A 23,859-nucleotide genomic window follows, 5' to 3' on the forward strand; every position below is an offset into this window, starting at 1 on the left:
CCCATTTGTCATGGTCATTTTCCCGTTTTCATCCAGGAAGCGCGACCAGGACGCCACGCCAGGCCCGATTGCAACCGAGCCTGGACCGGGTTGACTTGACGAGCGGGAAGCCGGTCTGATACTATGTAGTGGAGGATGCCGACGACAGCAGTTGCCTGCAGAGTACCGCGAACCCATTTTCACGAGGGGGAACACCATGCAATTGAACAGGACCCCGATTATCGATACGCTCACCGGTTCCTTCCTGGTTTCCACGCCAAGGATGCCCGATCCCCGTTTCGAAGAACAGGTGATTCTCATCTGTGCTCATAACAACGAGGGGGCGATGGGAGTCGCGGTCAATAAACCTAATCCCGCCTTCAGTCTGTCGGAAATCCTGAATGGGGCGCACCTGCCGATTCCTGAAAAGAAACTGCCGCCGGTCTATGTCGGGGGTCCGGTTGAGCTGGAATCCGCTTTTATCCTCTACCAGTCTGATTATCAGACTGAATATCGGCTGGAGATCAGCCCGACCATCTCGTTGTCTCGGGAAACCAAGGTCCTGGAAGACATAGCCCGGGGCAGGGGCCCCGAAAAATTTCTCTTTCTGCTTGGATATACCGGCTGGGGCCCCGGGCAACTCGAACAGGAACTGGTCAGCGACGGGTGGCTGACTGTTCCGGCCAGCGATCATATCATCTTCGATACCCCCGATGAATTCAAATGGAAGGCGGCGGCGATGCAGTTCGGTATCGACATTTCGACCTTTGGGGATTATATCGGCTACGCGTAGTGTCGGGGGCCGATCTTCTGCTCATTCACCTGCCTCATCACATGATCATAGCTCAATGATGCCGCGTCCATCGGCGGCGTGGCTGTTCACTGTTTTTTTGCGAGATATTCATGTTGGAAATCGAAAGAATTTTTACCTGTCGCCGCTGCGGCTTCTGTTGCCATGGGGAGACCACCGTGTCACTCGATGAAAACGACCAGCGGCAGATGGTTCAATGTCTCAACCTTCATCGCGAACAGGTCAAGTCGAAATACTGGCGGGTGACCGGCACGACCGTCCAGATGCAGACAGTCGACGGTCATTGCATTTTTTATGATCAGGGATGCCTCGTCCATGCCGGACGTCCCTGGCGATGCCGGCAATGGCCCCTCCATCCTTCAATCCTCGATGATGAATTGAATTTTCACATCATCGCCGAATCCTGTCCCGGGATACGGGCGGAGATCGGCTACGAGGAATTCTGTCGCATTCTCCGCCGGATTATGACCGACATGGAAAAAATCAGTTGCTGATTCCGATCCGACCGCTGACTGGGTAGTGGATAGAAGGGGGGGAGTAGAAAGCCATCGACAAAAGGGGACCACCCCAGGTTCGTCAGGAGTGCAGGTAAATGAGAAATTCCTTGTTCCCCTTGGGACCCAGAATAGGGGAGGGGACGGTACCGTCAGACATCAGGCCCAGGCCCAGGGCATAATCGGTGACGAGGTCGATGGCCTTCTGGTGAAGTGCCTCGAGAAGGACTACCCCGCCGCGCGGAATATCCTCCTTCGGCAGTTCGAACTGCGGTTTGATCAGCGCCAGCAGGGCAAATGGCCTTGTAAACAAAGGTAACAGGGCAGGGATGATCTTGGTGATGGAGATGAAGGAGACATCCATTACCGCCAGGTCGATTGGCTCGGGCAGCTGTGCCGGTGTCAACTGGCGGGCATTGCACCGTTCAAGCACGAGCACCCGAGGATCCTGGCGAATTTTCCAGTCCAGTTGGCCGTAGGCGACATCGACGGCATAGACCCTCCTGGCGCCACGCTGAAGCAGACAATCGGTAAACCCGCCGCTCGATGCCCCGATATCGATGCAGGCCCAGCCGCTTGGATCGATGCTGAAATGATCGAGTCCTTTTGCCAGCTTCAAACCTCCCCGGGAGACGTAGGGACAATGTGCCCGGATCCGGATAACGGCGGCAGAGTCACAGAGAAACCCGACCTTGTCGACCACCCGCTCGTTTACCAGCACCTCGCCGGCGCCGATCAAGGCCTTGGCCTTGTCTAACTCCTGAACCAGCTTTCTCTCCAGCAGGAGCGCATCGAGGCGGATCTTCACGGCCTGGGTCCGGGTCGCACCAACGTTACATCTTGTTGAGTTTTTCCTGCGCCTGCGCTGCCTCCGGCGATGATCCGTAACTGGACAGGATTTTCTGGTAGATGATCTTGGCAGTCTCGTTGTCGGAAAGCTTTTCGAACGCCATGGCCTGGCGCAGCATCGCCGATGCCGCCTTCGGGTGCTTGGCCTGCTGGGCGATAATCTTCTGATATTGAAGGATCGCCTGATCGAACTCCTTCTGCTGGAACAGGCACTCTCCCATCATATAGCGGGCATCGATGGCATCGTTGCCGGTGCCGTTGTCCCGGACGACCTGTTCATACATTGTGTAGGCCTGCTGATATTTGCCGCTGTCATAGAGATTTTTGGCCTCGGCAAGTCCACCACCTGTCTTGGCGGCTGCAGGGGCCGGCGATGAGGCGGGGGAGAGAGCAGCAGTCTGGGGCGGGGCGGATTCGGTCGCCGGATGCTGTTGGACCTCGGGTTGGGCGGCCGGTGCGGATGGAGGCGGTGTGGCTGCTGCCGTCGAGGTTTGTACCGGTGTCGAAGAGGTGGTTTCCGGCAGCGTCGAAGAGGAAAGGATCTTCTTTTGTTGCGTCGCCCCTATCTTCACCACACCGGCACCGCCGGTCGTGAGGGCACTGCCGGCTGCCTGTGTCCGTGCCTTCGCCCTTTCGGCCGCAAGTTTCGCCTCCCGGGCGCGGCGGTCGGCCTCCTGCACCCTCGCCTCCTGCATCGCCTGAACACTTTCCTGCTGCACCTTCATTTTTTCAGAAAGCTCTGCCAATTTCGCTTCTTTGGCCTTCTGCTCCTCTTCCATCCGCCGCATGGCCTCGTCACGTTTGGCGGCTTCCTGCTGGGTGTAATTGGAAAAATTGCTCTCAAGCTCGGCATTCTTATCCTTGAGTTGGCTGTTGAGCTGCCTGGTTTCCTCAAGCTGGCTCTTCAGGGTCATGATCTCCTGTTCGAGCTGGCTCATCTGACCGGACGAATCGGCCTGTCGCTTCTGGATTTCCCCGACAGTGTTCGACTTCATGTCTTCCATCTTTTTGTTCATCAACCGCAGCTGATACTGGAGGTTCTGGACCTCGTTCTGCGTCGCGCACTGCAGAAGGAAAGGGGAGACGGCTAAAATCAGTGCAAAATGGAGGATGGTTTTTTTCATATGAATTGGCAGGCTGAGTTAGGGATGAAGGTGTTTAACGCGACCACCGGGGATAGGTGTTGCTGCCCGGGAACGAGAAGATAGGCCGCTGGAAACTGCCGTTTTTCATGATGGCATAAATCTGGTGCCTGTTGCCGCCACGTTTTGCAAAGATGATCTGATTTCCATCAGGGGACCAGCTTGGCATTTCATGATGACTGAGATCGTCGGTGAGTTGCTGCCCGGCACTCCCATCGGGTTTTATCGTGCAGACCTGGTAGACCCCGTTGCGGAGGCTGGTATAGACGATGAGATTTTCGGTGGGGGACCAGGATGGTTCGGAGTTTTCCGATCCCTCGAACGTCAACCGCTGGACTTGGCGGGTCGAAAGATTCATCAGATACAGATGGGGCTTGCCGCTGCGATCCGAGACGAAGACAATCTGGCTGCCATCCGGCGACCAGGAAGCAGAGACGTTGATCCCGGCGCGATCGGTCAGCTGTTCGATAACTTTGGCATTTCTGTCACAGAGATACAGGTCGGGATTGCCGTTGATCGACATCGTCAGGATCATGTACCTGCCGTCCGGCGACCAGCCGGGTGCGAGGTTCATACCCTTTCTCTTTGAAATCAGACGGGTAGTCTTGCTCTGACTGAGATCGGTGATATAGAGGTTCTGGTTGCCGGAATGGTAGGAGGTGTAGCTGAGCATCTTGCCATCGGGCGTAAACCGCGGCGAAACGGTGAGATTCCGGTGACGGGTGATCTGCCGCAGTTTATGGCCCAGGATGTCGGTAAGATACACTTCCTTGGCGTTCCGGGTGTAGGAAATGAAGGCGATCTTGGTGGAGGCGATGCCTGGTTTTCCGGTCAGGGCTTCAATCACACTGTCGCAGAATTTGAACAGCATTTCGTCCTGCTGCTGCAACGTCCCAGTGTAGGATTTGCCGAGGAGAACTTGATCGGTCGCAATATCGAGGACACGAATTTCCAACGACAGGTTCTTGCCGGACAGACCGAACTGTCCGAGAACGGCGTAATCAACGCCCAGTTGCCGCCAGTTCGCCGACTGGGTGCCGCCGTACTCGGCAGTGGGCGAGATTCCGATGACCCCGTGAAATTCGAGGGCTTTGGCCAGGGTGTCGGCCAGTTCCTTGCCCTTACTCTGGTCCTGGCCGCCCTGGGTGCTGGCGAACCATGGCACGGCGAAGTTGATCTTACGGGTACTGGAGGCGGTGATGTCGACATACACCCTGTCGTCGGCCCGGGATGTGGCTGGCAGGTTGAAACACGACAGAAGCAGAAGTATGAGAGCAAATGCGGTTTTGGACATGGTCATGGAGTACATGCTGTTGGTCTGAGGTCAGGGTTGAACGACTAATGGATTCCGCCAGGGCTGAATTTGAGCCCCATTTCGATGCGTTGTTTCCGCAGGGCCGGCGGTATCGGTGGTAACGGATTGGCCGCCTCTATACTCTTGAGTACGAACTGGTCGTACAATGCATCGCCGGAACTGGATTCGATCTGGGTATCGGCGACTTCCCCGCTCTGGTTGATGGTAATTACGACAATCGTCACCAGGGCCGGATCGAAAGTCTTGATCTCGGGCAGCTGGAAGAACGGTTGAATCCGGGCGGCCACGGCGGCATAATACTGGGCGTCGAGCGCACTGTTCGACTCGCCTCCTTGAGTTGTCGAGCTGCTCGACGTGGCCGAGGCGCTTGTGGCGGTCGAGGAAGAGCTGCTCTGAATGGATGAACGGATCTGGGACAACCGCTGTCTGGTCTGCTCCATCAGTTTGCGTTCCGCCTCAGCCACTTCGGCGGCGAGTTGCGCCTCTTCCGCCGCATCCTGTTCGGCCCTCAGGCTTTCGGCCAGCTGCTGCCGCTTCTGTCTTTCAATCTCGCGTTCGCGCTTTTCCGCTTCCCGCTGAACCGTATCATCCGGCGGGACCTCTTTTTTGACCTTCCGTTTGAGCGGCTTCAGCGATATCGCCTTGAGCGGCGCCGGCGGCGTCACCTCTGCCGGCTGTTCGGCGGCAACAGGGACTGCCTCTTTCGGCGGAATCTTGACCGCAGCCTCCGTTTTTTCAATGACCTTGGGCGGTGTCGGCGCCGGTGGCGGCTGAGACTGGGTCTTGGCCGGAGTCGCCGCCGGGGGCGGGGCGGAGGGCGCCGCCGGTTCTTCCATATTCACCAGATTGACTGAATAAATATCGACAAATTCCGGTTTGCTCTTGAAGATCAACGGAAAGAGGATCGTCGACAGGGCCACCAGAATATGAAAACCGATCGCCAGATTGAGCGGCAGTTTCCAGTCGTTGTTGCTGCTCATGTATGTTACTCGGTATTCCTGGTATGTCATGCCTATTCGAGCTTTTCTGATGGCTTGGTGATCATGCCGAGCTTGTCGAAGCCGGCCGCTTTGATATCCGCCATGACCGCCACCACGATACCGTAGGCTACATCCTTGTCAGCCTTCAGGTAGATGGGTTCTTTCTTTTTCTCTTCGTCCATCTTGGTCAGCTGGTCCTTGAGGATCCCTTGACTGACCTCCATCTTGCCCAGGGTGATCTTGGCCTCCTTGTCGACGGTCACAATGAGCGGCTCATCGTCCTGCCGCAGCGCCTTCGAAGTGGTTTCCGGCAGGTTGACGTCGAGCCCCTGGGTCATCATCGGCGCCGTAACCATGAAAATGATCAGCAGTACAAGCATGACATCGACCAGTGGCGTGACATTGATGTCCGCGACAAGCCCTTTCCGGTCTCTTCCGTTCAATGGTCCCATAGAATCAGCAACAATATTGTAGAGATATGATCTGAAACAGAGTTACACCCGACTCAGCAGATCACGTTCAACCAGATTGAGGAAATCGGTCGTGAAATTCTGCATGTTCCCATCGATATCGTTTACTCTATTCGAAAAATAATTAAAGAAAATAACTGCCGGGATGGCAACGGCCAACCCGGCCGCGGTGGCGACGAGGGCCTCGGAGATGCCGGGAGCGACAACCGCCAGGGAGGCGGAGCCACGCTGGCCGATGTCATGGAAAGAGGCCATGATCCCCCAGACGGTACCGAAAAGACCGATGAACGGAGTGGCGCTGCCGGTCGTGGCCAGGAAGGCGAGCGCACTGCCGAGCTTGTTCAGTTGCTGGGCCTCAGCCTTTCTGACCGCCCGCTTCAGGTTGTCCATCGTCGCAAGCTGCATCTCCAGGGTTTCGGCCGAGACATTCTCGTCTTTCCTGGTCCGGATCTTGTTGATCTTCTGCAGTTCGGCAAAACCGGCGGTGAAGACCGACGCCTCGGGGCTGTACTCGTATTCAGCCGCGGCCTTGTGGGCCTCGTTCAGGTTGGTTGAGGCCCAGAAGGTTTCGAGAAAGTCCTCGCTGTCAATCCGGACCTTGCGGAAAAGACGGGTCTTCATGAACACGATGGTCCACGAAGCCAATGAAAATATAAGCAATGTCAGCATGACCAGTTGTCCTACCGGTCCTGCGTGAAAAATCATGTCGGTGATTGAAAGCTGCACGGGAAATACCTTGCCTTGTGAAGTCAGTGCCTGGAATCCTGCGATAAATTACTCAGGCTCCGGCGATCCAGTATTTAAAAAAATTAAAATAAATCAGAGGTTATGTCAAATCGATGACTTTACTGCTTCTCAAGGAAAAGTTCAATATTTGAGTACGGGCACCAGTAACTTTCCTGTTCAGGCCGGACATGTCGGTCGGTGAGTGGCTCAGGATGCTTTCCGGAGGGTGCAGGAGAAATCGATCTGGAGGGCGAGCTTGTCCCGGACATGAAGCTTTGCTGCAAAAAACCAGGCTGAGGAGAGCATTTCGGTGAGCTTGACTGTCATGACAATGGTATCTCCCGGATATACGGACCTTTTGAACCTGGCGCCACCGATCCGGGCGAGAACCGGAACGCAGGCTTCGGTCCCCGTTTTTCCGCTTTCCTGCATTTTCGCCAGCAGCAGGGCTCCCGACTGGAACACCGCCTCGCAGAGCAGGACGCCGGGCATGATCGGATGTCCGGGGTAGTGACCGGAGAAGATGTCCAGATCGGCGGGGATCGTTTTTTCGGTGACGATGGTGTCATCGTGATACGTTACGATCCGGTCGACCCAAAGGAATGGCGGACGATGGGGGATGAGGGCATGTATTTCCGGATCGGGAGCGGGCATCACAGACCTCCGTTGATTTCCAGCACGGCGCCGGTTATATAGCCGGCGTTCCTGCCGGCGAGAAAGAGAACGGCATCGGCAACCTCGGCGGTTGTGCCGAAGCGGCGCATCGGGACCAGGGCCCTGTAGCCATCGAGTTGCTCTTTCGGCAGGTCCTGAAGGAAGTCGGTCTCGATAAAGCCGGGGGAGACGCAGTTGACGGTAATCTTTTTTTTCGCCGTTTCCTTGGCCAGAGATCTGGTCATGCCGATCTGTCCGGCCTTGGAGGCAGCGTAGTTGGCCTGGCCGGCAAATCCGAGATGCGAGACGGGGGAGGTGATGTTGATGATGCGGCCGTACTTTTTCTTCATCATCAACAGTACCGCCTGCTTCGCCATCAGGAAGGAACCGGTGAGGTTGGTGTCGATGACCTCTCGCCAGTCGTCGCTCTTCATCATCGCCAGGATTGCATCTCTGCGGATTCCGGCGCAGTTGACGAGGATGTCGATGGCCGAGAATCGCTGTTCGACATCGGCGAAGAAGGAATTGACCTGGGCCTCGTCGGCCACATCGCACTGAAAGAGGTGGAGTTTTTCCGTCCCGCCGCTCTCCTGCCGCAACTGCTCGACCGCCTGGTGGTTGCTGTGGTAGATGCCGGCCACCGTTGCCCCCTGCTGCAGCAGGGCGAGGGTGACCGCCTTCCCTATGCCGCGGGTCGCACCGGTGACCACGGCGACCTGGTGAAGAAAAATAGCCATAGAATCAGCCTCGAAGTGAACGCAGGTAGCCATCGGCGTCGTTGGCGACGATGACCCCGTAGTTGATGGCCCCCAGCCAGCCGGACATGATGATCCCGACCGAGCCGACGTGAAACAGTCCGCCGATCTCCTTGAAGATCGTGCGGGAAATGTCGAGACCTTCGAATTTGGTCCCGAATGAGGTCCCGCCGGTGTGCAGGGTGTAATGGTTGAACGTGCGCGGGGTGGCCGCCTCGACCCAGTCGATCTTGGTCCGGATGTCGGGGAGATAGCGGGTGAGATCGCCGAGGGTCCGCTCGATCAGCTGTTGCTTCTCGCCGGCGTACCGGTCGTCGTCCATTTTTTTCCAGTCTTCGAAGCGACTGTTCATCGAGGCGACGATGGTATAGCGGTCATGCCCGGGCCGGGTCTTCGGATAGTAGAGGGAAAAGGTCTTTGACCTCGTGTGCAGGTCGAGCAGTTCCCGGGAGTCGAATTCCGGGGCGGTCGAGGTGAACAGCAGGTCGCCGATATCGGGTACCCGGTCCCCTTTCCTGATGCCGATATAGACCTGGCAGCTGGAATTGTTGACCCGGATGGCCGCCGCCTTCTCGAGAAAGGCCTCGGAAAAGGCGCACCGGTCGGTGAGGTTGTTGATGGTATTGGTGATGCCGCTGTTGGAGATCACCGCCTTGGCCGCGATGACCCTGCCGTTGGCCTCGACCCCCCTGACCCTCCCGTTTTCGACGATAATCCGCTCAACCTTCGATCTGGTGCAGATCGTCACCCCGTTTTTTTCGAGCTCGGCAGCCATCATGCCGATCAACCTGTCCGTCCCGCCTTCGAAGGTAAAGACACCACGACTCATGAAATTGGAGAAAACTATGCCGTAGGTGATCGCCGGGTCGTCCAGGGTCGAACCGTTGGCGTAGGTGATCGGTTCCATCAGCAGACGGTGGACGTCGGTCCGGCCGGGGAAGAACTGTTCGAACAGCTCCCGGGTGGTCATCGTCTGGTCGTCGTAGAAATTCATCGACGAGACTGTGGAGAAGAACGCCTCGATCGTCTGCCGGGGGATGCGGAATTGGTTTTCGAGGATCGAGGTGAAATCCTGCCGGTCGAAGGTCGTCTCCAGGGAAAACTGGGGGTTGTCGAAGACGATCTTCCTGAGCTGGACGATGGAGTTCATGATCTCCCGGTTCCAGTACTTCTTGCAGGTCTTGACCATCCCATGGGGAAAACCATGCAGGGACACATCGAAGATATGGCCGTGGCGCTTGAACCAGGCGGCGAGCCCGCCCAACTGGTGATGGTATTCCAGCAGCAGGACTTTGTGGCCGCAATAGGCAAGGCGATTGGCGGTCGTCAGCCCCCCCAGTCCCGAGCCGATGATAATCGCATCATAGGAATCAGACGCTTGAGAAAATGGCACAGGCATTGAGATAATCAGGATAATTGAGGTTGAGTGCCGGAATGGATCAGAATTTGTTGAGGATGTGCTGATTTACCATGGAAACGCCACTGAGCATCGAACCGACGATGCCCAGGAATCCCTGATCGGTGCCGGCAAGGAAGAGGTTGTCATAGCCAAGGTCCCCATCCTTTATTTTTTGCGGATTCCCATAAATGGCGCCTTCTTTCTTAGCAGTGTAGCGCTCGATTGTCAACGGGGTGAAGGTATCTTGAAAGACGATCGCCTGGCCGAAATCGCCGACGATGTCTTCGAGCACCATCCTCGATCGTTCGGCGGTTTGAACCTTCAGGGATGCATAGGCCCGGCGGTCGGCGGCTCTTGCCTGCCATTGATCGTAACTGGCCAGATGGGTGGACCGAACCTCTTTGCTGGTGGCCCCAAGCCCGGCGAAATTCATCGGCAGGCAGATCACTCCACTCGAGAAATCGACCGGCTGGTCAGGGCGTCGATAGTGGAACGAATCGGCATTGTTGAAGAAGATGATGGTCCTGTCGGCGGGTAGGGCCGGACAGCGGGACGCCTGCAACTGGTAGATGGTCTCGACGAAGCCGAGACGTATCGTATCGCCGGACAACGGCGGGCGATGGAGCAGCGCCAGGGTCTCGTCGAGGCCGATGGTCGAGAGGACGACGCCGCAGTCGATCGTCTCGCCCGACGTCAGCACAACGCCGTGTACCTTGCGGCCGTCGTGGAGGATCTCCCGCACCTCGGCACCGGTGCGGATCGAGCCGCCCAGATTGCGGTAATGGTCGAGCAGACGATCGAGCAGGATCTTGATCGTTTCGCCCGGCCGGAACATCCCCTCCTGGAAAATCGATCGGAACATGATGGCGAATTGGCTGAGGTCCATATCGTCTTCGATGCTGGAGCCGTAGAACATCAGGGGGCAGAGCAGCATGTCGACCAGCAGACGGTCGGGGAGGATGTCGGCGAGGAACTGCCGGGCGGATCGAAACGGGGCGATTCTGAAGGGATCGAAGCTGTCGAGCAAGGTGACGAGCCGGCCGAAGCCATCGCTGGAATGGGGGAACTTCGTCGCGATCTGTTCCGTGATCAATTGAAAATCGTTGGAGAATAACAGACGTTCGGCCCCTCTGAAGACGATTTCGCTGCAGATCTGCTGATGGATATCAAGGTGGTCGCGGCTGAACTTGAGCTGTCGGAGCAGGCGATTCAGGGGCGCCTTCCTGTCGCCCGCCTCGGCATAGTTGGTTATCGCGTGCAGACCGGTCTCGAAGATCCTGTTGTTGCGGTAGAAATAGGAATTGAGCCCGCCGATGCGGGTATGTTTTTCGAGGATGAGGACTTCGGGGTTGAATCGGGCGAATCTGATGGCGGCGGCAAGGCCGGAGAGCCCGCCGCCGATGACGAGGAACGGAACTTTCACCCCTCAGGCGTCTTGCAACAGCGGTTCCAGGTAGTCCGCGCAGCTGTTGAGAGTGGCGAGTCGGGGATAGTCGGACTCGGGTATCTGCAACTGGTGGCGCTTGCGGAGTTCCATGACGATGTCGAGAAAATCCATTGAATCAAGGTCGAGCTGGTCGCGGAGCGGTTGGTCGGGCTGCAGATTGTCAAAATCCGCCTCGTCGTCAATGTCGTGAATAATCTCCAGGATAAGAGCCTTGATATCTTCTCGCGTCATGAGGGTCTCCAGATAATATAGTGATCAGTAGCTTGTGTTTGCAGGGTCGGATATGTTGCCGCTTTTGTGAAAAATACAATCGGCAAAGGTACATGTATACCATAGAAGCAAGAACTTTTTCATTCTTTTTTTGTCACGGGCGATTTTCCGCACCCGTGTTCATGGCTCGAATTTCCCGACGATAAGCGTCGAGTTGATGCCGACCATGCCGAAGGAGTTGTTGAGGATAACCGATATCGCGCCGGCGTCGATCGGGGAGTTGACGACGAGATTGGGGAGACTGCACTCCGGGTCGAGTTGGTCGATGTTGATGGTCGGATGAACCAGGTGATCTTCAAAGGAGGGGAGATTGCCGGCCAGTTCGAGGACCCCGGCGGCGCCCATCGCGTGACCGATGTTGCTCTTGGTGTTGTTGATGTAGGTCGATGTCGAATTGCCGAAGACCTCGCGGATCGCCTTGCATTCTTCGATATCCCCTTGTCTGGTGCCGGTGGCGTGGGTATTGATCAGATCCACGTTCTCCGGCCGCAGTCCGGCCCGCCTGAGGGCCAGCCGCATGCACTCGGCCTGCCGGGGCCCGTAGGGCAGCACGAAGTCCCGGGCATCGGAGTTCATTGCGTAGCCGACGATTTCCCCCAGGATTTTCGCATTCCTGGCGAGAGCCCGGTCCATGGACTCGATGACGTAGATGCAGCCCCCTTCGGAGATGACTATGCCGTTGCGGCCGAGATCGAAGGGGCGTGACGCCTGGCGGGGATCGGCGGCCTCGGCGAGGGCGTTCTGGGCCTTGAAACTGGCGAAGATCCCGAAGGACCCGACCGACTCGGAGATGCCGCCGGCGAGCGCCATATCCACCTCTCCGAGTTGAATCATCTGCGCCGCCTGGATCAGGGCGGCATTGCCGGCGGCACATGCGGCCCCGATCGAGTAGTGGGGGCCGGTGATGCCGAGGTTCATCGTAATCTCGCCGGCGGGGTTGTTGAGGACGGTTCGCGGGTTGTGGTGGTGGGTCCAGTAGTTGGTGTCGTAGTTGTACCGGCTGATGTTGTAGACTTCGTTTTCGGTCTCGACGGTGCCGTGCTCGGTCAGGCCGATATAGACGCCGATGCGGGCAGGATCATAGGCTGATATTTCAAGGGCGGCGTCCATCAGGGCCTCGTGGGCGCAATAGACCCCGATGCAGCCGGCGCGGGTGCCGCGGTTGTTTTCCTTTTTTTTCCGATGCCTGGTTTCGTCAAAGGTGCATATCCCTGCCGCCGCCTTGCCGAAGTAGCGGAGATCGATTTCCTGGATCTCGCTGATACCGTGCAGCAGTTTGCGGCGAAAATCCACGGGGTTGTCGGCATTCGGGGAGACTAGGCCGACTCCGGTGATAACGATTCTGCGATCAAGGTGATTGTTCATGGCTTGGATCTCAATTTTGGACAATAGAATGGGGAATAAGGTGTAATTCTCTTTGGGAATTGTGGTTGCGGCGAAACCGGATCCGGCGCATCACCTTGCATGGGGAGGTGGATGCCTGGCAAAATGGAGCATGATCGGCTGCCGAATTCAATGGATTGAAGGTTGATCGTATGGTCCGCAGGATTCCTTTGAGGAGAAAAGCGGTATATGCATCTGTTGCCTGATCCTCAATAGGAGTATTTCGCCTTCTTCCTGCTGAACAGCTTTCCCGAAAACATGCCGACAAGAAATACCAGGGCGCCTGCAGCGAACCAGTATATCATCGTTTTTTTGGCAAGTTTGGCGTTTTCTGCGGTGAGGATGGCGATCCGTTGATCCTTCTCACGATTTTCCGTTACCAGTCTTTCCTTTTCCTGAACCAGGGCATCGATATCGATTCGGCCGTCATCGAGGCTTTCAATCTGGGCTCTGAGGGCGGTGATTTCCGATTCCAGTTGGGTCCTTTTGTCCATCAGACCCTGGATCTCCGAAGAGAGTGCGCCAGCATCGGGTGGTGCGGGATGCTCTGTCGGCTTCGCCAGTTTTTCCTGCAACTCGGTGATCCGGCTCTGGGCCGTCTCGAGTTCAAGCTGGAGCCGGTCGCGTTCCTTGAGCAATTCCGAATTCACGACTGGTGGCGTGGCGGTGCCGTCCGTCGCTGCAGGCTGTGCCCGCAGCGATTCGATCTCCTTCTGCAGCCGTTCGATCACCACGGTCTTCGGCACCGTAGTGGTGAGATACTGATTGGCGATCCATCCAATCTGCTTGTCTGCCGTTTCTATCCGGGCGTAGCCATCACTTTCTTCCAGAACGTTCACCGCATCGTTGGAGCGCACCTTGGCCACCACCGTGTAGGGCTGCTCGAGCTTGTCCTTGATGTTGATGGTCAGTTGATCGGAGACATATCGCGTTTCTGCATGCAACTCGGTTGCGGCCGGGAGGAAGAGGAACAACAGCAGAGGGAATACAATGCGTTTTCCGGAATCCTTGCCGATATACTGAAATGGAACCATGTCTTGCTCCGATGCGTGCGTTGGATCGTGTATGCCCTGAAGAAAACTTTCTTGCCAAGGGGAAATTGCTGACAATCTATACAACATGAGCCTGTGATGTCAATAAATTGCGGGAATTCATCATACCGGTTGATGAACCGGTGTATTTCCCGTGCTGTGTCGGTATTATTCCTGCATGTGGACGATCAGGGTGAGGTATCGCTCCGGTGTGGTTTGAGGGGAGGGATGGTCAAGGACTGGGTACGATTTGGTCCCGGGCGACACTGCCGGAATCCTGCGTCACCGGTATCCGATTACAATAATTAGGAAATGATTTGTGCATGGAAGGAGATGAAGAGTATAATACTCCTGCTGGCGTGCAGCTGGGCTGTACTTACAGGATCGTATCAGGAATTGAGACCCGTGATGATGACGCCAGGAGAGATCGCATGCTGATTGACGGGAAGAGACAGGAAGAGGCGAAGATCCAGGGAAGAAAGATCATCCTGGAGGCGGAACGGGCGCGTCAGGAACGGCGTATATCCCAGGGAGCCGCCGAATTTGCCGACGGCAATTTCGCTGTACTGCAGAACAATGAGCTGGCAACCAGTCTGGCCGATTACATCCATTCTCTTTTTGCCGAGGGCCGGGAGGAGGAAGCGTCAACCATGATGGGTCGGTTGGGCGAATGCGTGCGATGTGAAGATATCGTGCTGCGGCAACGTGCCGTAATGGCGGTGTCTGTGCTGATCGACCGGTGCCTGGAGCGGCGGCAACTGCCGGCTCTTGGTACCACGGCGGGGCTGCTGGCCGGCTGGCTGGAACTCGAAACCGTCTATATTGCAGGCTTCGAGGTCGTCTGCAACCAGATCCGGCAGTTGGCGACGCTCCTGCTCGAACATGGCCTTTTGGCCGAAACCGAACCACTGCTCGCGGTCATCCACCGGATCCGGTGCGGCTCCCTCGAAAAAGGGAACGTCATGACTGGGATGATGGCGAGACTGCAGGAAAATCTGGCCTCGATCGCGATCCTCGAGCTACTTGCCTCAATCTATCTGAGCAATGAGGAGCGGCAACAGGAGAGTGCAGGTAAAATCCTGGTATGTCTCGGTCGCAGAGCCGTCATTTTCCTCATCAATCAGCTGATGCACAGTGACAGCAGGCGGGACCGCCTGCTGCTGATGCGCCTCATTCCCGACACCGGCCATGAGGCGGCGCCGGTACTGGTCGAGTGTCTGAACCGGAACCCAGCCTGGTTCGTGGTCCGCAATATCGTCGCCATCGTCGCCGGCATCGGCGATCCGTTGCTGTATCCGATAGTCGAACCGTATCTGCAGCACCGTGACATCAGGGTTCAGCAGGAGGTGATCGGCTGCATTGTCAGGCTCGGCGGCGGGAGCCTGAAGACCAGGCTGATCGAGGCCCTGGCTGCGGTCGATGATCGATTGAAGCCCGCGCTAGTCGTGCAGCTGGCGGAAATCGGCGGGAAGGGGGCGGCGGGGACCCTGGTCCGCCTCCTGGACAGGCGCGATGGATTCTCCATGAAGGTCAGGGAGGAACTGGTGGTCCGGATTGCCCTTGCCCTTCGCCAATTTGCCGACAAGGACAGTGTTGCCGCAATCGAACGGCTTGTCGAGGAACAGGCGGATGCACCGTGGAGTGAAAGGATCATCCCGCTCGCCGAGGAGGCGCTTTGCGTCATTGAACCGAAACTGCGGCACGAACGGCAAAAATTGGCGGCAATGCATGAGGAGACGACATTCGCGGACGATCCCAGGGAAAAGGTCAAGGCAGCTTCGCTCATCCGATCGTTCGAGGAGGAGATCGCCGCCTTGATCAGAAAAGGGGATCTCGACATCGCCTGCGGGAAGATCTTCAGCCGTTGTGTAACGGCGGCACGGGACAAGGATTTCATCACGGCCGAGAAACTGCGCGACCGCCTGCTGCAGATCAACCCGATGGCCCTGGACGATGTGCTCCGGGCCGGGGAGATCATCGAAGAGGAAAGGAGCACCTCGATCACCGGCCATCATCTGACCATCTGGGCCGATCTCCACGAGAGGATGAGCACTGCCGAATTCACCGCGTTGTACCAGGCGATGCGGCCGGAACGCTACCGGACCGGCGAGTCGATCGTCCGTCGGGGGGAGACGGACCCATGTCTTTACTTCATCAATTCCGGCTCTGTTGGGACCTATTGTCACGACGGGGCTCAGGAAATATTTCTCAAACGGATGCAGCCGGGCGATATACTCGGGGTCGATCAGTTCTTCTCCGCATCGGTCTGGACCATTACCTCGAAGGCCCTGTCGGATGTCCGGATCCAGGTGCTCGATCGGCAGGCATTGGCTGATCTGCAGCCTTTCCATGCCGAAATCGAGCCGAAGCTTCACGACTGCTGCCGGAAATTCGATATCGTTCCGGAACTTGTCAGAATGGCGGGGAGTGACCGGCGCGACCATTCCAGGTTTCGGCTGTCGATGATCATCGATGTGATGCTGCTCGACCGTTACGGCCATCCTGGAAAAGGGACCTTCACAGGGGAAATGACGGATGTCTCAAGAGGAGGCATCGCGGTAGCCATCAGGATGCCGAACAGGAACAGTGCCGGCTCGCTCCTGGGCCGGCAGGTCGTCACTGAGTTGGGGCCGGTTGAGGGAAGGATGCTGCAGTGTACCGGGATGATTGTCGGGGTCACGTCACGCATTGCCGCCGGGCAGGACCTTGTCATCCATATCAAACTGTTCAATAAGCTGGAACAGACGGTGGTGACCGAGATAGTCTCCGTGGCGCACCGGACGGCAGGGAGATGAATTGATGTCCGCTCTCTCGACAACGGGCGGCATGACCCTGCGTGGTCTGGCCATCTCTCCGCCGCTGGCGCTGGCCCCGATGGTCGGTCTTTCCCACTCGGCCCTGCGGACACTGGTGCTGGAGGAGGGCGGGACTGGGCTGCTGTTTACCGAGATGCTGGCCGCACGGAAGCTGCCGCAGGAAAGCGACCGGACCTCGCCCTACCTCATCCGCGGGACAGAGGAACGGCCGCTGTTCTATCAGCTGTTTCTGACGGAAAACGAGGATATTGCCCCGGCGGTCGACCGACTGCATGAACTCGAGGCCCAGGGGATCGATCTCAATCTTGGCTGCCCGGCCCCGCAACTGCGGCGACATGGCGCCGGGGTTTTCCTGACCGGCGATCCGCAACGGGTCCGGATCCTGATCCGGACCCTGCGGGCCGCGACCCATCTGCCGGTGAGCGCCAAGATCCGCCTCGGGGAATGTCTCGACGAGAGCAGGCTGCTGGACTTCTGCCGGATGCTCGAGGGGGAGGGAGTCGATCTGCTGACCGTCCACGGCAGGCTGGACAAGGAGAAATTCTGCCGGCGTCCGCGCTGGGACTGGATTGGCACGGTGAAGCGGGCGGTAGCCATTCCGGTGCTGGCCAACGGCGGGATCTTTTCGGTCGAGGAGGCGCGGCAATGCCTCCGGGCATCAGGCGCTGACGGCCTGATGCTGGGCCGGGGGGCGGCCTGCCGGCCCTGGCTGTTCGCCGATATTGCGCGAGAGGTTTACGGACTTCCAATCGCCTCCAGCGGCAGGACGAAGCAGGAGATGTTCGATCGTTTTGCTGCGCTGCTCGAAGAGCGCTTCCCGGTGGAACGCCGGCTCGGGCGGTTGAAGCAGTTCAGTCACTATTTCGCCCGCAATTTCCAGTTCGGGCATCTTCTGGCGACATCGGTCCAGAAGAGTGAGACGATGGACGAGGCCAAGCGGCAGGCTGAGGAATTTTTTCTTCATTCTGCGATATGACATGTGAAAAAACAGGAGGGATTCCATGTTTGAACTGATCAAGAAAGCGATGTTCACCGGTATCGGGATGGCAGCGATGACGAAAGAGAAGGTCGAGGAACTGGCCGCCGATTTCATCAGGAAAGGGAATCTTTCGGAACAGGAGGGACGGAAGCTCGTCGACGAGCTGATGAAAAAATCGGAGGAATCCCAGGCCGAGATCAAGAAACAGCTGGACGAGATCGTCCGTTCGACGCTGGAAAAGATGGACGTGGCACGCAAGGGCCAGATCGACGAACTGCGGGAAGAGATCATGCAGCTGCGGGAGGCCGTCGAAAAACTGCAGAACGCCTCCGGCGCCGATCAGTTCTGAGGCCTGAATCTTGATCTGATCCTGGACACGGCGTCGTCGAGCTCGGGCATGCCGAGCTTGAACAGCACGACCCCGTAGATCAGGGCTCCGGTGAGGATGAGGGAAAAGGTGGCGACCAGCTGCTGGGCGATGTTGCCAACCAGCCAGGCCGCAGCAGGCATACTCCCCAGATAGAGCCAGAGCGACATGATGGCGGTGGCGATGAGGATCTTGACCAGGCCTGTCACCAGCCGGCCAAGGTTGAAACCGCCCATTTTCCAGTACAGTACGGTCGTCAGAAAGACGAAATTGAGCAGCATCGTGCACGAGGTCGAAAAGGCGATCGACAGGTGCTGGAAGCGATCGATGGTCGCGGTGATGATGACGATGTTGAACAGGATGGCGAGAAAGCTGGCGATCACCGGATACCTCGTCCGGTTGATGGCGTAGAAGGCCGGCACCAGGACCTTGTTGGCGGAGTAGGCGAACAACCCGATGGCATAGAGGGACAGGGTGTTGGCCGTGGCCACGGTGTCGGCGGCGGTGAAGGCCCCGTGCTCGAAGATCAGGCGGATGATCGGGCCGGCCAGCAGGATCAGCCCGGCGGTCGCCGGCAGGGTGAGGCAGAGTACGATGTTGAGCGAAGAGGCGAGGGTGACCCGCATCGCCCCGATGTCCTTGTTGGCGGCATGGCGGGCGAGGACAGGCATCATCGCGATGGACAGGGCGACCCCGAACAGACCGATCGGCAGCTGGACCAGGCGGAAGGCGTAGTTGAGCCAGGAGACCGACCCCTCGGCGCAGGCCGAAGCGAAATTGGTGTTGATGAAGATGTTGATCTGGGTCGCGGAGAGGCCGATGGTCGCCGGCGCCATCAGCAGCAGGATCCGGATCAGACCGGGATCGGTCAGGCGCAGCATGGGACGGAAGCGAAAACCGGTGGCGGCCAATGCGGGCAGCTGGACCGCCAGTTGCATCACCCCGCCGATCAGGGTCCCGAAGGCCATGCCGACGATCGCCGGCTGACCGAAGCGCGGCATCAGCCAGGCCAGACCGACGCCGCCGACGATCGAGCCGAGATTGAAAAAACTCGAGGCCATGGCCGGGACGAAGAACCGCCCTTCGGTGTTGAGCATCCCCATCACCACCGCCGCCAGCGAGATAAAGACCAGGAAGGGCAGCATGATCCTGGTGAGTTGAACCGTCAACGCCGTCTTTCCCGCCACCAGGCTGAAATCGGGGGCGAGCAGCGTCACCACGGGTTCGGCCAGATAGATGCCGGCCAGAGAGATCAGGCTGAGGGCGATCGCGAAAAAGGTCAGGACGTTCGAGGCCAGGCGCCAGGTGTCCTTTTTTCCCCTGTTGGTGTCGTAATCGGCGAAGACCGTGACGAAGGCCGCCGAGAGGGCGCCTTCGCCGAAGAGGTCGCGCAGCAGATTGGGAATGCGGAAGGCCACGACGAAGGAGTCGTAGGCAAGTCCGGCGCCGAACATGGCCGCGAACACCTGTTCCCGGATCAGACCGAGGATGCGGCTGCACAACACGGCCACACCGACTGTCGCTGCCGATCGGGCGATTCCCCTGCTGGTTGTTTCTGCGTTTTTCAATGGATAGTGTCGGCAGTGGAAACCTGGAATGGAAAAATTGCAGAGCAACAATACCTTGTCCATACCTTTTTTTCCAGTCATTCATCTGAATTCGAACTGCAGCATTTTCCTTATGAGTTTATTTATTTCCAGGTTTCCGGCGGATGTCGATCATCCTTGACTTTGTCTTTTGGAATTGAATATATCTGATGTGTTTCGTTCGGAGTCGGGAGATCCTTGAATATTGTGTTTCGGAGATTTGGAGAGGGCATTGAATAACCGTCGATTTTGAGGAGATACAGATGCAGGATACAAATTCAGTCAGGAATATCGCAATAGTAGGGCACGGAAACTGTGGCAAGACGTCGCTTGCCGAGGCCATGCTGTTCACCGCCGGCAAGATCAGCCGACTCGGCAGGGTCGATGACGGCAATTCGGCGATGGATTATGACGACGAGGAAATCAGCCGAAAGATCTCCATCAACTCCTCCTTCCACAACTATTCCTGGAAAAAACACGATATCTATCTGATCGACACCCCCGGTGACGACAATTTCCTCAACGAGACCCTCTTTGCCACCCACGTCTGCGATGCCGCCGTTTTTGTCACCGATGCCATCCTCGGAGTCAAGGGGCAGACGATCAAATTCGCCACCATGGTGGCCGAGCGTAACCTGCCCAGCATGATCGTCATCAACAAGATGGACCGGGAGCGCGCCGATTTTTCCCGGACGCTCGGGGAGATCAGGGGAGCGCTGCCGGTAAAGCCGGTCGTCGTGCAGATTCCCATCGGCGCGGAAGAACATTTTCGCGGGATCGTCGACGTCGTTTCCGGCAAGGCCTATCAGTTTGAAGATGGGGGCAAGGGGACGCTGAAAGAGACGGCAGTGCCGGATGATCTGGCCGATGAGCTGGCGCTGTACCGTGAGAATTTGATGGAGAGTGTCGCCGAGACCGACGACGATCTGATCGAAAAATTCCTCGAGGAAGGGGAGCTTACCGACGACGAGATCCTCGCCGGGCTCCGGGCAGGCGTTGCCAAGGCCCTGATCACTCCGGTCTGCGTCTGTTCGGCCCTGCTCAACAAAGGGACGGCGGCACTTCTGGACTCCATCAACCTGTATCTGCCCTCTCCGGCCGACCGCCCGGCCAGGATCGGCATCGTTCCCGGCAGCAACGAAAAGGCCGAGAGAAAACCAGCTCCCGATGAGCCGTTTTCCGCCCTGGTATTCAAGACCATGGCCGATCCCTATGCCGGCCGCCTGACGATCTTCAAGGTCTGGTCCGGGGTACTGAAGGGGGACAGTTTTTTCAACGCGACGAAGAATACGGCGGAGCGCTTCGGCCAGCTGTATGTGCTCGAGGGAAAAGAGCAGAAGCCGGTCGACAGTGCCGGCCCGGGGATGATCGTCGCCGTTGCCAAACTGAAGGAGACGACGACCGGCGACACCCTCTGCGCCGCCAATGCCCCCATCGTCTACGAATCCCCGGAGGCGCTGCAGCCGGTGATTTCCTTTGCCGTCAGCGCCAAGAAAGGGGATGAGGAGAAGCTGTTTTCGACGATCACGAAGATGCTCGACGAGGATCTGACCCTGCGGCTGACCAGGGAACAGCAGACCAAGCAGGTCCTGATCTCCGGAATCGGCAAGGTGCATCTCGAGGTCGTCGGCTCGCGGATCAAGAAGAAATTCGGCGTCGAAATGGAGCTGGCCCTGCCGAAGATCCCCTATATGGAGACGATCCGCGGTTCAGCACGGGTGCAGGGTAAACACAAGAAGCAGAGCGGCGGCCGCGGCCAGTATGGCGACTGCTGGGTCGAGATTTCTCCGCTCCCCGGCGGCGGCTATGAATTTGTCGACCAGATCGTCGGCGGCGTCATCCCGCAGCAATATCGGCCTGCGGTCGACAAGGGGATCCAGGAGGCGATGGAAAGGGGCGTTCTCGCCGGGTATCCGGTGATCGATGTCAAGATCGCCCTCGTCGACGGTTCCTACCACAACGTCGACTCCTCGGAAATGGCCTTCAAGATCGCCGGGTCGCTGGCATTCAAGAAGGGGGCCCAGGAGGCCGGCCTGGTACTGCTCGAACCTTACATGAACATGGTGATCAAGGTCGGCAAGGACCATGTCGGCGATGTCATGGGCGACCTGAATTCGCGACGGGGGAAGGTGATGGGAATGGATTCGGATGCCAAGTCCGAGATCATCAACGCCCAGGTTCCGATGGCGGAGATCCAGACCTACGCCACCGATCTGACCTCGATGACAGGCGGACTCGGCAGTTTCACCGTCTCCTTCTCCCACTACGAGGAGGTCCCGGCCCAGATCGCCGAAAAAATCATTGCCGAGCGCAGGAATGAAGAATAACGGACAGGACCGGCAGTCGGCGGAGGCGGTCTCTCCCCCGGCGTATTCCTTCGCGGTGCTGACCTTGAGCGACAAGGGATCGCGCGGTGAGCGGGAGGATACCAGCGGTCCCTATCTGGTGGGTTGCCTGCGACAGCAAGGGTATGTGCTGCAGTCCTATGCGATCATTCCCGATCAACTGCCGGTCATTGTCGATGCCCTGATCGATCTGGCCGATCGGCAGGCGGTCCATCTCATCGTCACGACCGGCGGCACCGGGGTGGCACCGACCGATGTAACTCCGGAGGCGATGCTCCAGGTCATCGACAGGGAGGTGCCGGGAATGGCCGAGGCGATGCGGGCGGAAAGCCTCCGCAAAACCCCGCATGCCATGCTGTCGCGGGGCAAGGCCGGCATCCGCGGCCGGACCCTGATCATCAATCTCCCCGGCAGTCTGAAGGCGGCGAGGGAGAACATCGAGGTGATCCTGCCGGTCCTGCCGCATGCCCTGGAAAAGATCGGCGGCGGTACCGCTGACTGCGGCAGCTGAAAATTCAAAGGCCCTGCATCGCCGATGCAGGGCCTTTTTTTTTGCTCCCGGAAGATTTCAGTTTCAGTCGACCAGGTCGACGTCGACGGTGCCGTTGGGGTCTTTCTGGACAATCTCGCCGATAATGAATGCCTGTTCACCGACGGCGTTGAAATGGTGACAGATGTCCGTCGCCTGATTCTCGTCGACCACCGCCATCAAGCCGATGCCCATGTTGAAGGTACGGTACATCTCCGCGGCCGGCACCTGCCCCTTTTCGGCCAGAAAGGTGAAGATGGGCGGCTGCGGCCAGCGTGTCGTATGGATGACGGCCTTGCAGCCCTGGGGCAGAATCCTCGGGATGTTGTCGATGAATCCGCCGCCGGTGTTGTGGACCATGCCGTTGATCTTGTAATTCCGGAGGACCTTGAGGACGGACTGGACATAGATCCTGGTCGGCTTCAGGAGTTCCTCGCCGAGGGTGCAGCCCAACTCTTCTACATACTGGTCGACGGTGAGACCGACCTCGTCGAAACAGATCTTGCGCACCAGTGAATAGCCGTTGGAGTGGAGGCCGCTGGAGGCGAGGCCGATGATGGCGTTACCGACACGGATATCGGACCCGTCGATGATGGCGTCACGATTGACGATGCCGGTAACGAAGCCGGCAAGATCATAATCGTTGCCGCGGTACAGGCCGGGCATCTCGGCAGTCTCCCCGCCGACCAGCGAACATTTGGCCTGACGGCATCCCTCGGCGATCCCCTTGACGATCTCCGTGGCCATTGCCACATCCAGCCGGCCGACGGCAAAATAATCGAGAAAACACAAGGGGGTGGCGCCGCCGACGATGATATCGTTGACGCACATCGCCACAAGGTCGATGCCGATGGTGTCGTGTTTGTTGCAGAGATGGGCGATGACCAGTTTGGTCCCGACGCCGTCCGTCGAGGTGACGAGGACCGGCTGTCGGTATTTGTTGAGGTCGATGGCATAGTGGGCGGAGAAACCGCCGATGTCGTTCAGGACCCCGGTCTGGTGAGTGGAGGCGACGATCTCTTTAATCCCTTTGACAAAGGTATTGCCCTTGTCGATGTCGACGCCGGCCTCGCTGTATCTGGACGGATGTGTTTCGGTCATGATGTGCTTCTTGAGAGTAAAATTGAAACCCGTAAAAAACGGAACGGTTCATCGAAGTTTTGCAACATAGTATTAGCCCTGTGGTGAAAATGCAATGCAATTGCACCGGGTCGCAAAAAGACGGGGGGAGGCCCGGCATCACTTGAATTCCCTTGCCGGCTCTGGTAGAAAGTGGCCATGAAACTGCTTCTTCTCCTTGTCGGCATGGTGTTTATCCTTGAAGGCCTGCCCTATGTCGCCTTTCCCGAGGCCATGCGTGGCTGGCTGGCCAAACTCAGCCAGACTCCGGCCGGCCACCTGCGGGTCATCGGCCTGGTCGTGATGATCGGGGGATTTCTGCTGTGCTGGGTGGTCCAGAGAACAGATCTGTTCGGTGAATAATTCCTTGGCACCGTTCTCCGGCCATCTTCATTGCCTCGTCAAATAGCTTT

At 57.9% G+C, this 23,859-nt stretch carries 24 protein-coding genes; 9 read left to right on the top strand and 15 right to left on the bottom strand.

The features are described from left to right. Window positions 1-196 precede the first annotated feature (196 nt). Together ACWGKN_RS05845 and ACWGKN_RS05850 are read left to right on the top strand one after the other, a co-directional pair. On the top strand, window positions 197-772 hold the full coding sequence (locus ACWGKN_RS05845; protein WP_035229172.1) for a YqgE/AlgH family protein: 576 nt from the start codon (window positions 197-199) through the stop codon (window positions 770-772). 110 nt (window positions 773-882) lie between these two features. Further along, complete coding sequence (locus tag ACWGKN_RS05850) at window positions 883-1,284, top strand: YkgJ family cysteine cluster protein (RefSeq protein WP_424256160.1); 402 nt, start codon at window positions 883-885, stop codon at window positions 1,282-1,284. Between the two features lie 82 nt (window positions 1,285-1,366). On the opposite strand, the gene ACWGKN_RS05855 is transcribed toward ACWGKN_RS05850, so the two are convergent. Genes ACWGKN_RS05855 through ACWGKN_RS05880 form a run of 6 tightly spaced genes read right to left on the bottom strand, consistent with a single transcriptional unit; the run spans window position 1,367 to window position 6,709 of the window. After that, window positions 1,367-2,092 (bottom strand): TlyA family RNA methyltransferase, encoded by a 726-nt coding sequence (locus tag ACWGKN_RS05855; RefSeq protein WP_035229168.1) that lies wholly within the window; start codon window positions 2,090-2,092, stop codon window positions 1,367-1,369. Between the two features lie 25 nt (window positions 2,093-2,117). Further along, on the bottom strand, window positions 2,118-3,257 hold the full coding sequence (locus ACWGKN_RS05860) for a tetratricopeptide repeat protein (RefSeq protein ID WP_035229166.1): 1,140 nt from the start codon (window positions 3,255-3,257) through the stop codon (window positions 2,118-2,120). 34 nt (window positions 3,258-3,291) lie between these two features. Next, window positions 3,292-4,575, bottom strand: a complete 1,284-nt coding sequence (gene tolB, locus ACWGKN_RS05865; protein WP_424256162.1) for a Tol-Pal system beta propeller repeat protein TolB — start codon at window positions 4,573-4,575, stop codon at window positions 3,292-3,294. A 38-nt stretch (window positions 4,576-4,613) separates the two neighbouring features. After that, a complete protein-coding gene (locus ACWGKN_RS05870) occupies window positions 4,614-5,570 on the bottom strand; it encodes an energy transducer TonB (protein WP_035229163.1) in 957 nt (318 codons plus the stop codon). Window positions 5,571-5,602: 32 nt separating this feature from the next. Beyond that, the gene (gene tolR, locus ACWGKN_RS05875; RefSeq protein WP_035229161.1) at window positions 5,603-6,022 is read right to left on the bottom strand and encodes a protein TolR; all 420 of its coding nucleotides are present in this window, start codon (window positions 6,020-6,022) and stop codon (window positions 5,603-5,605) included. 42 nt (window positions 6,023-6,064) lie between these two features. Then, the gene (locus ACWGKN_RS05880) at window positions 6,065-6,709 is read right to left on the bottom strand and encodes a MotA/TolQ/ExbB proton channel family protein (protein ID WP_452094864.1); all 645 of its coding nucleotides are present in this window, start codon (window positions 6,707-6,709) and stop codon (window positions 6,065-6,067) included. 34 nt (window positions 6,710-6,743) lie between these two features. Here ACWGKN_RS05880 and ACWGKN_RS05885 point away from each other — a divergent pair, with 34 nt between their 5' ends. Beyond that, complete coding sequence (locus ACWGKN_RS05885; RefSeq protein ID WP_424256165.1) at window positions 6,744-6,968, top strand: hypothetical protein; 225 nt, start codon at window positions 6,744-6,746, stop codon at window positions 6,966-6,968. A gap of 5 nt (window positions 6,969-6,973) precedes the next feature. Here ACWGKN_RS05885 and ACWGKN_RS05890 read toward each other — a convergent pair whose 3' ends face one another. From ACWGKN_RS05890 to ACWGKN_RS05920, 7 genes are all read right to left on the bottom strand, one after another. Then, complete coding sequence (locus ACWGKN_RS05890) at window positions 6,974-7,420, bottom strand: 3-hydroxyacyl-ACP dehydratase FabZ family protein (RefSeq protein WP_035229157.1); 447 nt, start codon at window positions 7,418-7,420, stop codon at window positions 6,974-6,976. Beyond that, window positions 7,420-8,157: a 3-oxoacyl-ACP reductase FabG gene (fabG, locus tag ACWGKN_RS05895; protein WP_452094866.1), complete on the bottom strand. Its 738-nt coding sequence runs from the start codon at window positions 8,155-8,157 to the stop codon at window positions 7,420-7,422. Before fabG ends, ACWGKN_RS05890 begins: the two co-directional genes overlap by 1 nt. A 4-nt stretch (window positions 8,158-8,161) precedes the next feature. Next, window positions 8,162-9,574, bottom strand: a complete 1,413-nt coding sequence (locus ACWGKN_RS05900; protein WP_424256167.1) for a phytoene desaturase family protein — start codon at window positions 9,572-9,574, stop codon at window positions 8,162-8,164. 40 nt (window positions 9,575-9,614) lie between these two features. Beyond that, window positions 9,615-10,997 (bottom strand): phytoene desaturase family protein, encoded by a 1,383-nt coding sequence (locus ACWGKN_RS05905; RefSeq protein WP_035229152.1) that lies wholly within the window; start codon window positions 10,995-10,997, stop codon window positions 9,615-9,617. Between the two features lie 3 nt (window positions 10,998-11,000). After that, on the bottom strand, window positions 11,001-11,252 hold the full coding sequence (locus ACWGKN_RS05910; protein ID WP_035229150.1) for an acyl carrier protein: 252 nt from the start codon (window positions 11,250-11,252) through the stop codon (window positions 11,001-11,003). A 159-nt stretch (window positions 11,253-11,411) separates the two neighbouring features. Beyond that, a complete protein-coding gene (locus ACWGKN_RS05915) occupies window positions 11,412-12,656 on the bottom strand; it encodes a beta-ketoacyl-[acyl-carrier-protein] synthase family protein (protein ID WP_035229148.1) in 1,245 nt (414 codons plus the stop codon). Window positions 12,657-12,883: 227 nt separating this feature from the next. Beyond that, on the bottom strand, window positions 12,884-13,708 hold the full coding sequence (locus ACWGKN_RS05920; protein ID WP_035229146.1) for an SH3 domain-containing protein: 825 nt from the start codon (window positions 13,706-13,708) through the stop codon (window positions 12,884-12,886). Window positions 13,709-14,136: 428 nt separating this feature from the next. On the opposite strand from ACWGKN_RS05920, the gene ACWGKN_RS05925 reads away from it, so the two are divergent. The 3 genes from ACWGKN_RS05925 to ACWGKN_RS05935 are packed head-to-tail and all read left to right on the top strand — an operon-like array spanning window position 14,137 to window position 17,849. Beyond that, window positions 14,137-16,500 carry a cyclic nucleotide-binding domain-containing protein gene (locus ACWGKN_RS05925; protein WP_452094867.1) on the top strand — a complete coding sequence of 788 codons (2,364 nt, stop codon included), beginning with the start codon at window positions 14,137-14,139 and terminating at the stop codon, window positions 16,498-16,500. A 4-nt stretch (window positions 16,501-16,504) separates the two neighbouring features. Further along, entirely contained in the window at window positions 16,505-17,497 is a 993-nt protein-coding gene (locus ACWGKN_RS05930; RefSeq protein ID WP_424255584.1) for a tRNA dihydrouridine synthase, read from the top strand. A gap of 25 nt (window positions 17,498-17,522) precedes the next feature. After that, a complete protein-coding gene (locus ACWGKN_RS05935; protein WP_035229138.1) occupies window positions 17,523-17,849 on the top strand; it encodes a phasin family protein in 327 nt (108 codons plus the stop codon). Here ACWGKN_RS05935 and murJ read toward each other — a convergent pair. Beyond that, the gene (gene murJ, locus ACWGKN_RS05940; protein WP_424255582.1) at window positions 17,840-19,498 is read right to left on the bottom strand and encodes a murein biosynthesis integral membrane protein MurJ; all 1,659 of its coding nucleotides are present in this window, start codon (window positions 19,496-19,498) and stop codon (window positions 17,840-17,842) included. The genes ACWGKN_RS05935 and murJ overlap by 10 nt on opposite strands. 218 nt (window positions 19,499-19,716) lie before the next feature. Here murJ and fusA point away from each other — a divergent pair, with 218 nt between their 5' ends. Together fusA and ACWGKN_RS05950 are read left to right on the top strand one after the other, a co-directional pair. Further along, entirely contained in the window at window positions 19,717-21,780 is a 2,064-nt protein-coding gene (gene fusA / locus ACWGKN_RS05945) for an elongation factor G (RefSeq protein WP_035229136.1), read from the top strand. Next, the gene (locus ACWGKN_RS05950; protein WP_052159914.1) at window positions 21,770-22,309 is read left to right on the top strand and encodes a MogA/MoaB family molybdenum cofactor biosynthesis protein; all 540 of its coding nucleotides are present in this window, start codon (window positions 21,770-21,772) and stop codon (window positions 22,307-22,309) included. Before fusA ends, ACWGKN_RS05950 begins: the two co-directional genes overlap by 11 nt. A 63-nt stretch (window positions 22,310-22,372) precedes the next feature. On the opposite strand, the gene purM is transcribed toward ACWGKN_RS05950, so the two are convergent. Beyond that, window positions 22,373-23,428 carry a phosphoribosylformylglycinamidine cyclo-ligase gene (purM, locus tag ACWGKN_RS05955; protein ID WP_452094868.1) on the bottom strand — a complete coding sequence of 352 codons (1,056 nt, stop codon included), beginning with the start codon at window positions 23,426-23,428 and terminating at the stop codon, window positions 22,373-22,375. A gap of 177 nt (window positions 23,429-23,605) precedes the next feature. Here purM and ACWGKN_RS05960 point away from each other — a divergent pair, with 177 nt between their 5' ends. Further along, on the top strand, window positions 23,606-23,809 hold the full coding sequence (locus ACWGKN_RS05960; protein ID WP_035229132.1) for a DUF2065 domain-containing protein: 204 nt from the start codon (window positions 23,606-23,608) through the stop codon (window positions 23,807-23,809). Window positions 23,810-23,859 lie beyond the last annotated feature (50 nt).

The sequence above is a fragment of the Desulfoprunum sp. genome, from assembly GCF_053613775.1.

Excerpts from the sequence above, each read along its gene's own strand:
- ACWGKN_RS05845 (WP_035229172.1), top strand. The coding sequence starts at position 197 with ATGCAATTGAACAGGACCCCGATTATCGATACGCTCACCGGTTCCTTC.
- ACWGKN_RS05850 (WP_424256160.1), top strand. The coding sequence starts at position 883 with ATGTTGGAAATCGAAAGAATTTTTACCTGTCGCCGCTGCGGCTTCTGT.
- ACWGKN_RS05860 (WP_035229166.1), bottom strand. The coding sequence starts at position 3,257 with ATGAAAAAAACCATCCTCCATTTTGCACTGATTTTAGCCGTCTCCCCT.
- tolB (WP_424256162.1), bottom strand. The coding sequence starts at position 4,575 with ATGACCATGTCCAAAACCGCATTTGCTCTCATACTTCTGCTTCTGTCG.
- ACWGKN_RS05870 (WP_035229163.1), bottom strand. The coding sequence starts at position 5,570 with ATGAGCAGCAACAACGACTGGAAACTGCCGCTCAATCTGGCGATCGGT.
- tolR (WP_035229161.1), bottom strand. The coding sequence starts at position 6,022 with ATGGGACCATTGAACGGAAGAGACCGGAAAGGGCTTGTCGCGGACATC.
- ACWGKN_RS05880 (WP_452094864.1), bottom strand. The coding sequence starts at position 6,709 with ATGCTGACATTGCTTATATTTTCATTGGCTTCGTGGACCATCGTGTTC.
- ACWGKN_RS05885 (WP_424256165.1), top strand. The coding sequence starts at position 6,744 with ATGTCGGTGATTGAAAGCTGCACGGGAAATACCTTGCCTTGTGAAGTC.
- ACWGKN_RS05890 (WP_035229157.1), bottom strand. The coding sequence starts at position 7,420 with ATGCCCGCTCCCGATCCGGAAATACATGCCCTCATCCCCCATCGTCCG.
- fabG (WP_452094866.1), bottom strand. The coding sequence starts at position 8,157 with ATGGCTATTTTTCTTCACCAGGTCGCCGTGGTCACCGGTGCGACCCGC.
- ACWGKN_RS05900 (WP_424256167.1), bottom strand. The coding sequence starts at position 9,574 with ATGCCTGTGCCATTTTCTCAAGCGTCTGATTCCTATGATGCGATTATC.
- ACWGKN_RS05910 (WP_035229150.1), bottom strand. The coding sequence starts at position 11,252 with ATGACGCGAGAAGATATCAAGGCTCTTATCCTGGAGATTATTCACGAC.
- ACWGKN_RS05915 (WP_035229148.1), bottom strand. The coding sequence starts at position 12,656 with ATGAACAATCACCTTGATCGCAGAATCGTTATCACCGGAGTCGGCCTA.
- ACWGKN_RS05920 (WP_035229146.1), bottom strand. The coding sequence starts at position 13,708 with ATGGTTCCATTTCAGTATATCGGCAAGGATTCCGGAAAACGCATTGTA.
- ACWGKN_RS05925 (WP_452094867.1), top strand. The coding sequence starts at position 14,137 with ATGCTGATTGACGGGAAGAGACAGGAAGAGGCGAAGATCCAGGGAAGA.
- ACWGKN_RS05930 (WP_424255584.1), top strand. The coding sequence starts at position 16,505 with ATGTCCGCTCTCTCGACAACGGGCGGCATGACCCTGCGTGGTCTGGCC.
- ACWGKN_RS05935 (WP_035229138.1), top strand. The coding sequence starts at position 17,523 with ATGTTTGAACTGATCAAGAAAGCGATGTTCACCGGTATCGGGATGGCA.
- murJ (WP_424255582.1), bottom strand. The coding sequence starts at position 19,498 with ATGGACAAGGTATTGTTGCTCTGCAATTTTTCCATTCCAGGTTTCCAC.
- fusA (WP_035229136.1), top strand. The coding sequence starts at position 19,717 with ATGCAGGATACAAATTCAGTCAGGAATATCGCAATAGTAGGGCACGGA.
- ACWGKN_RS05950 (WP_052159914.1), top strand. The coding sequence starts at position 21,770 with ATGAAGAATAACGGACAGGACCGGCAGTCGGCGGAGGCGGTCTCTCCC.
- purM (WP_452094868.1), bottom strand. The coding sequence starts at position 23,428 with ATGACCGAAACACATCCGTCCAGATACAGCGAGGCCGGCGTCGACATC.
- ACWGKN_RS05960 (WP_035229132.1), top strand. The coding sequence starts at position 23,606 with ATGAAACTGCTTCTTCTCCTTGTCGGCATGGTGTTTATCCTTGAAGGC.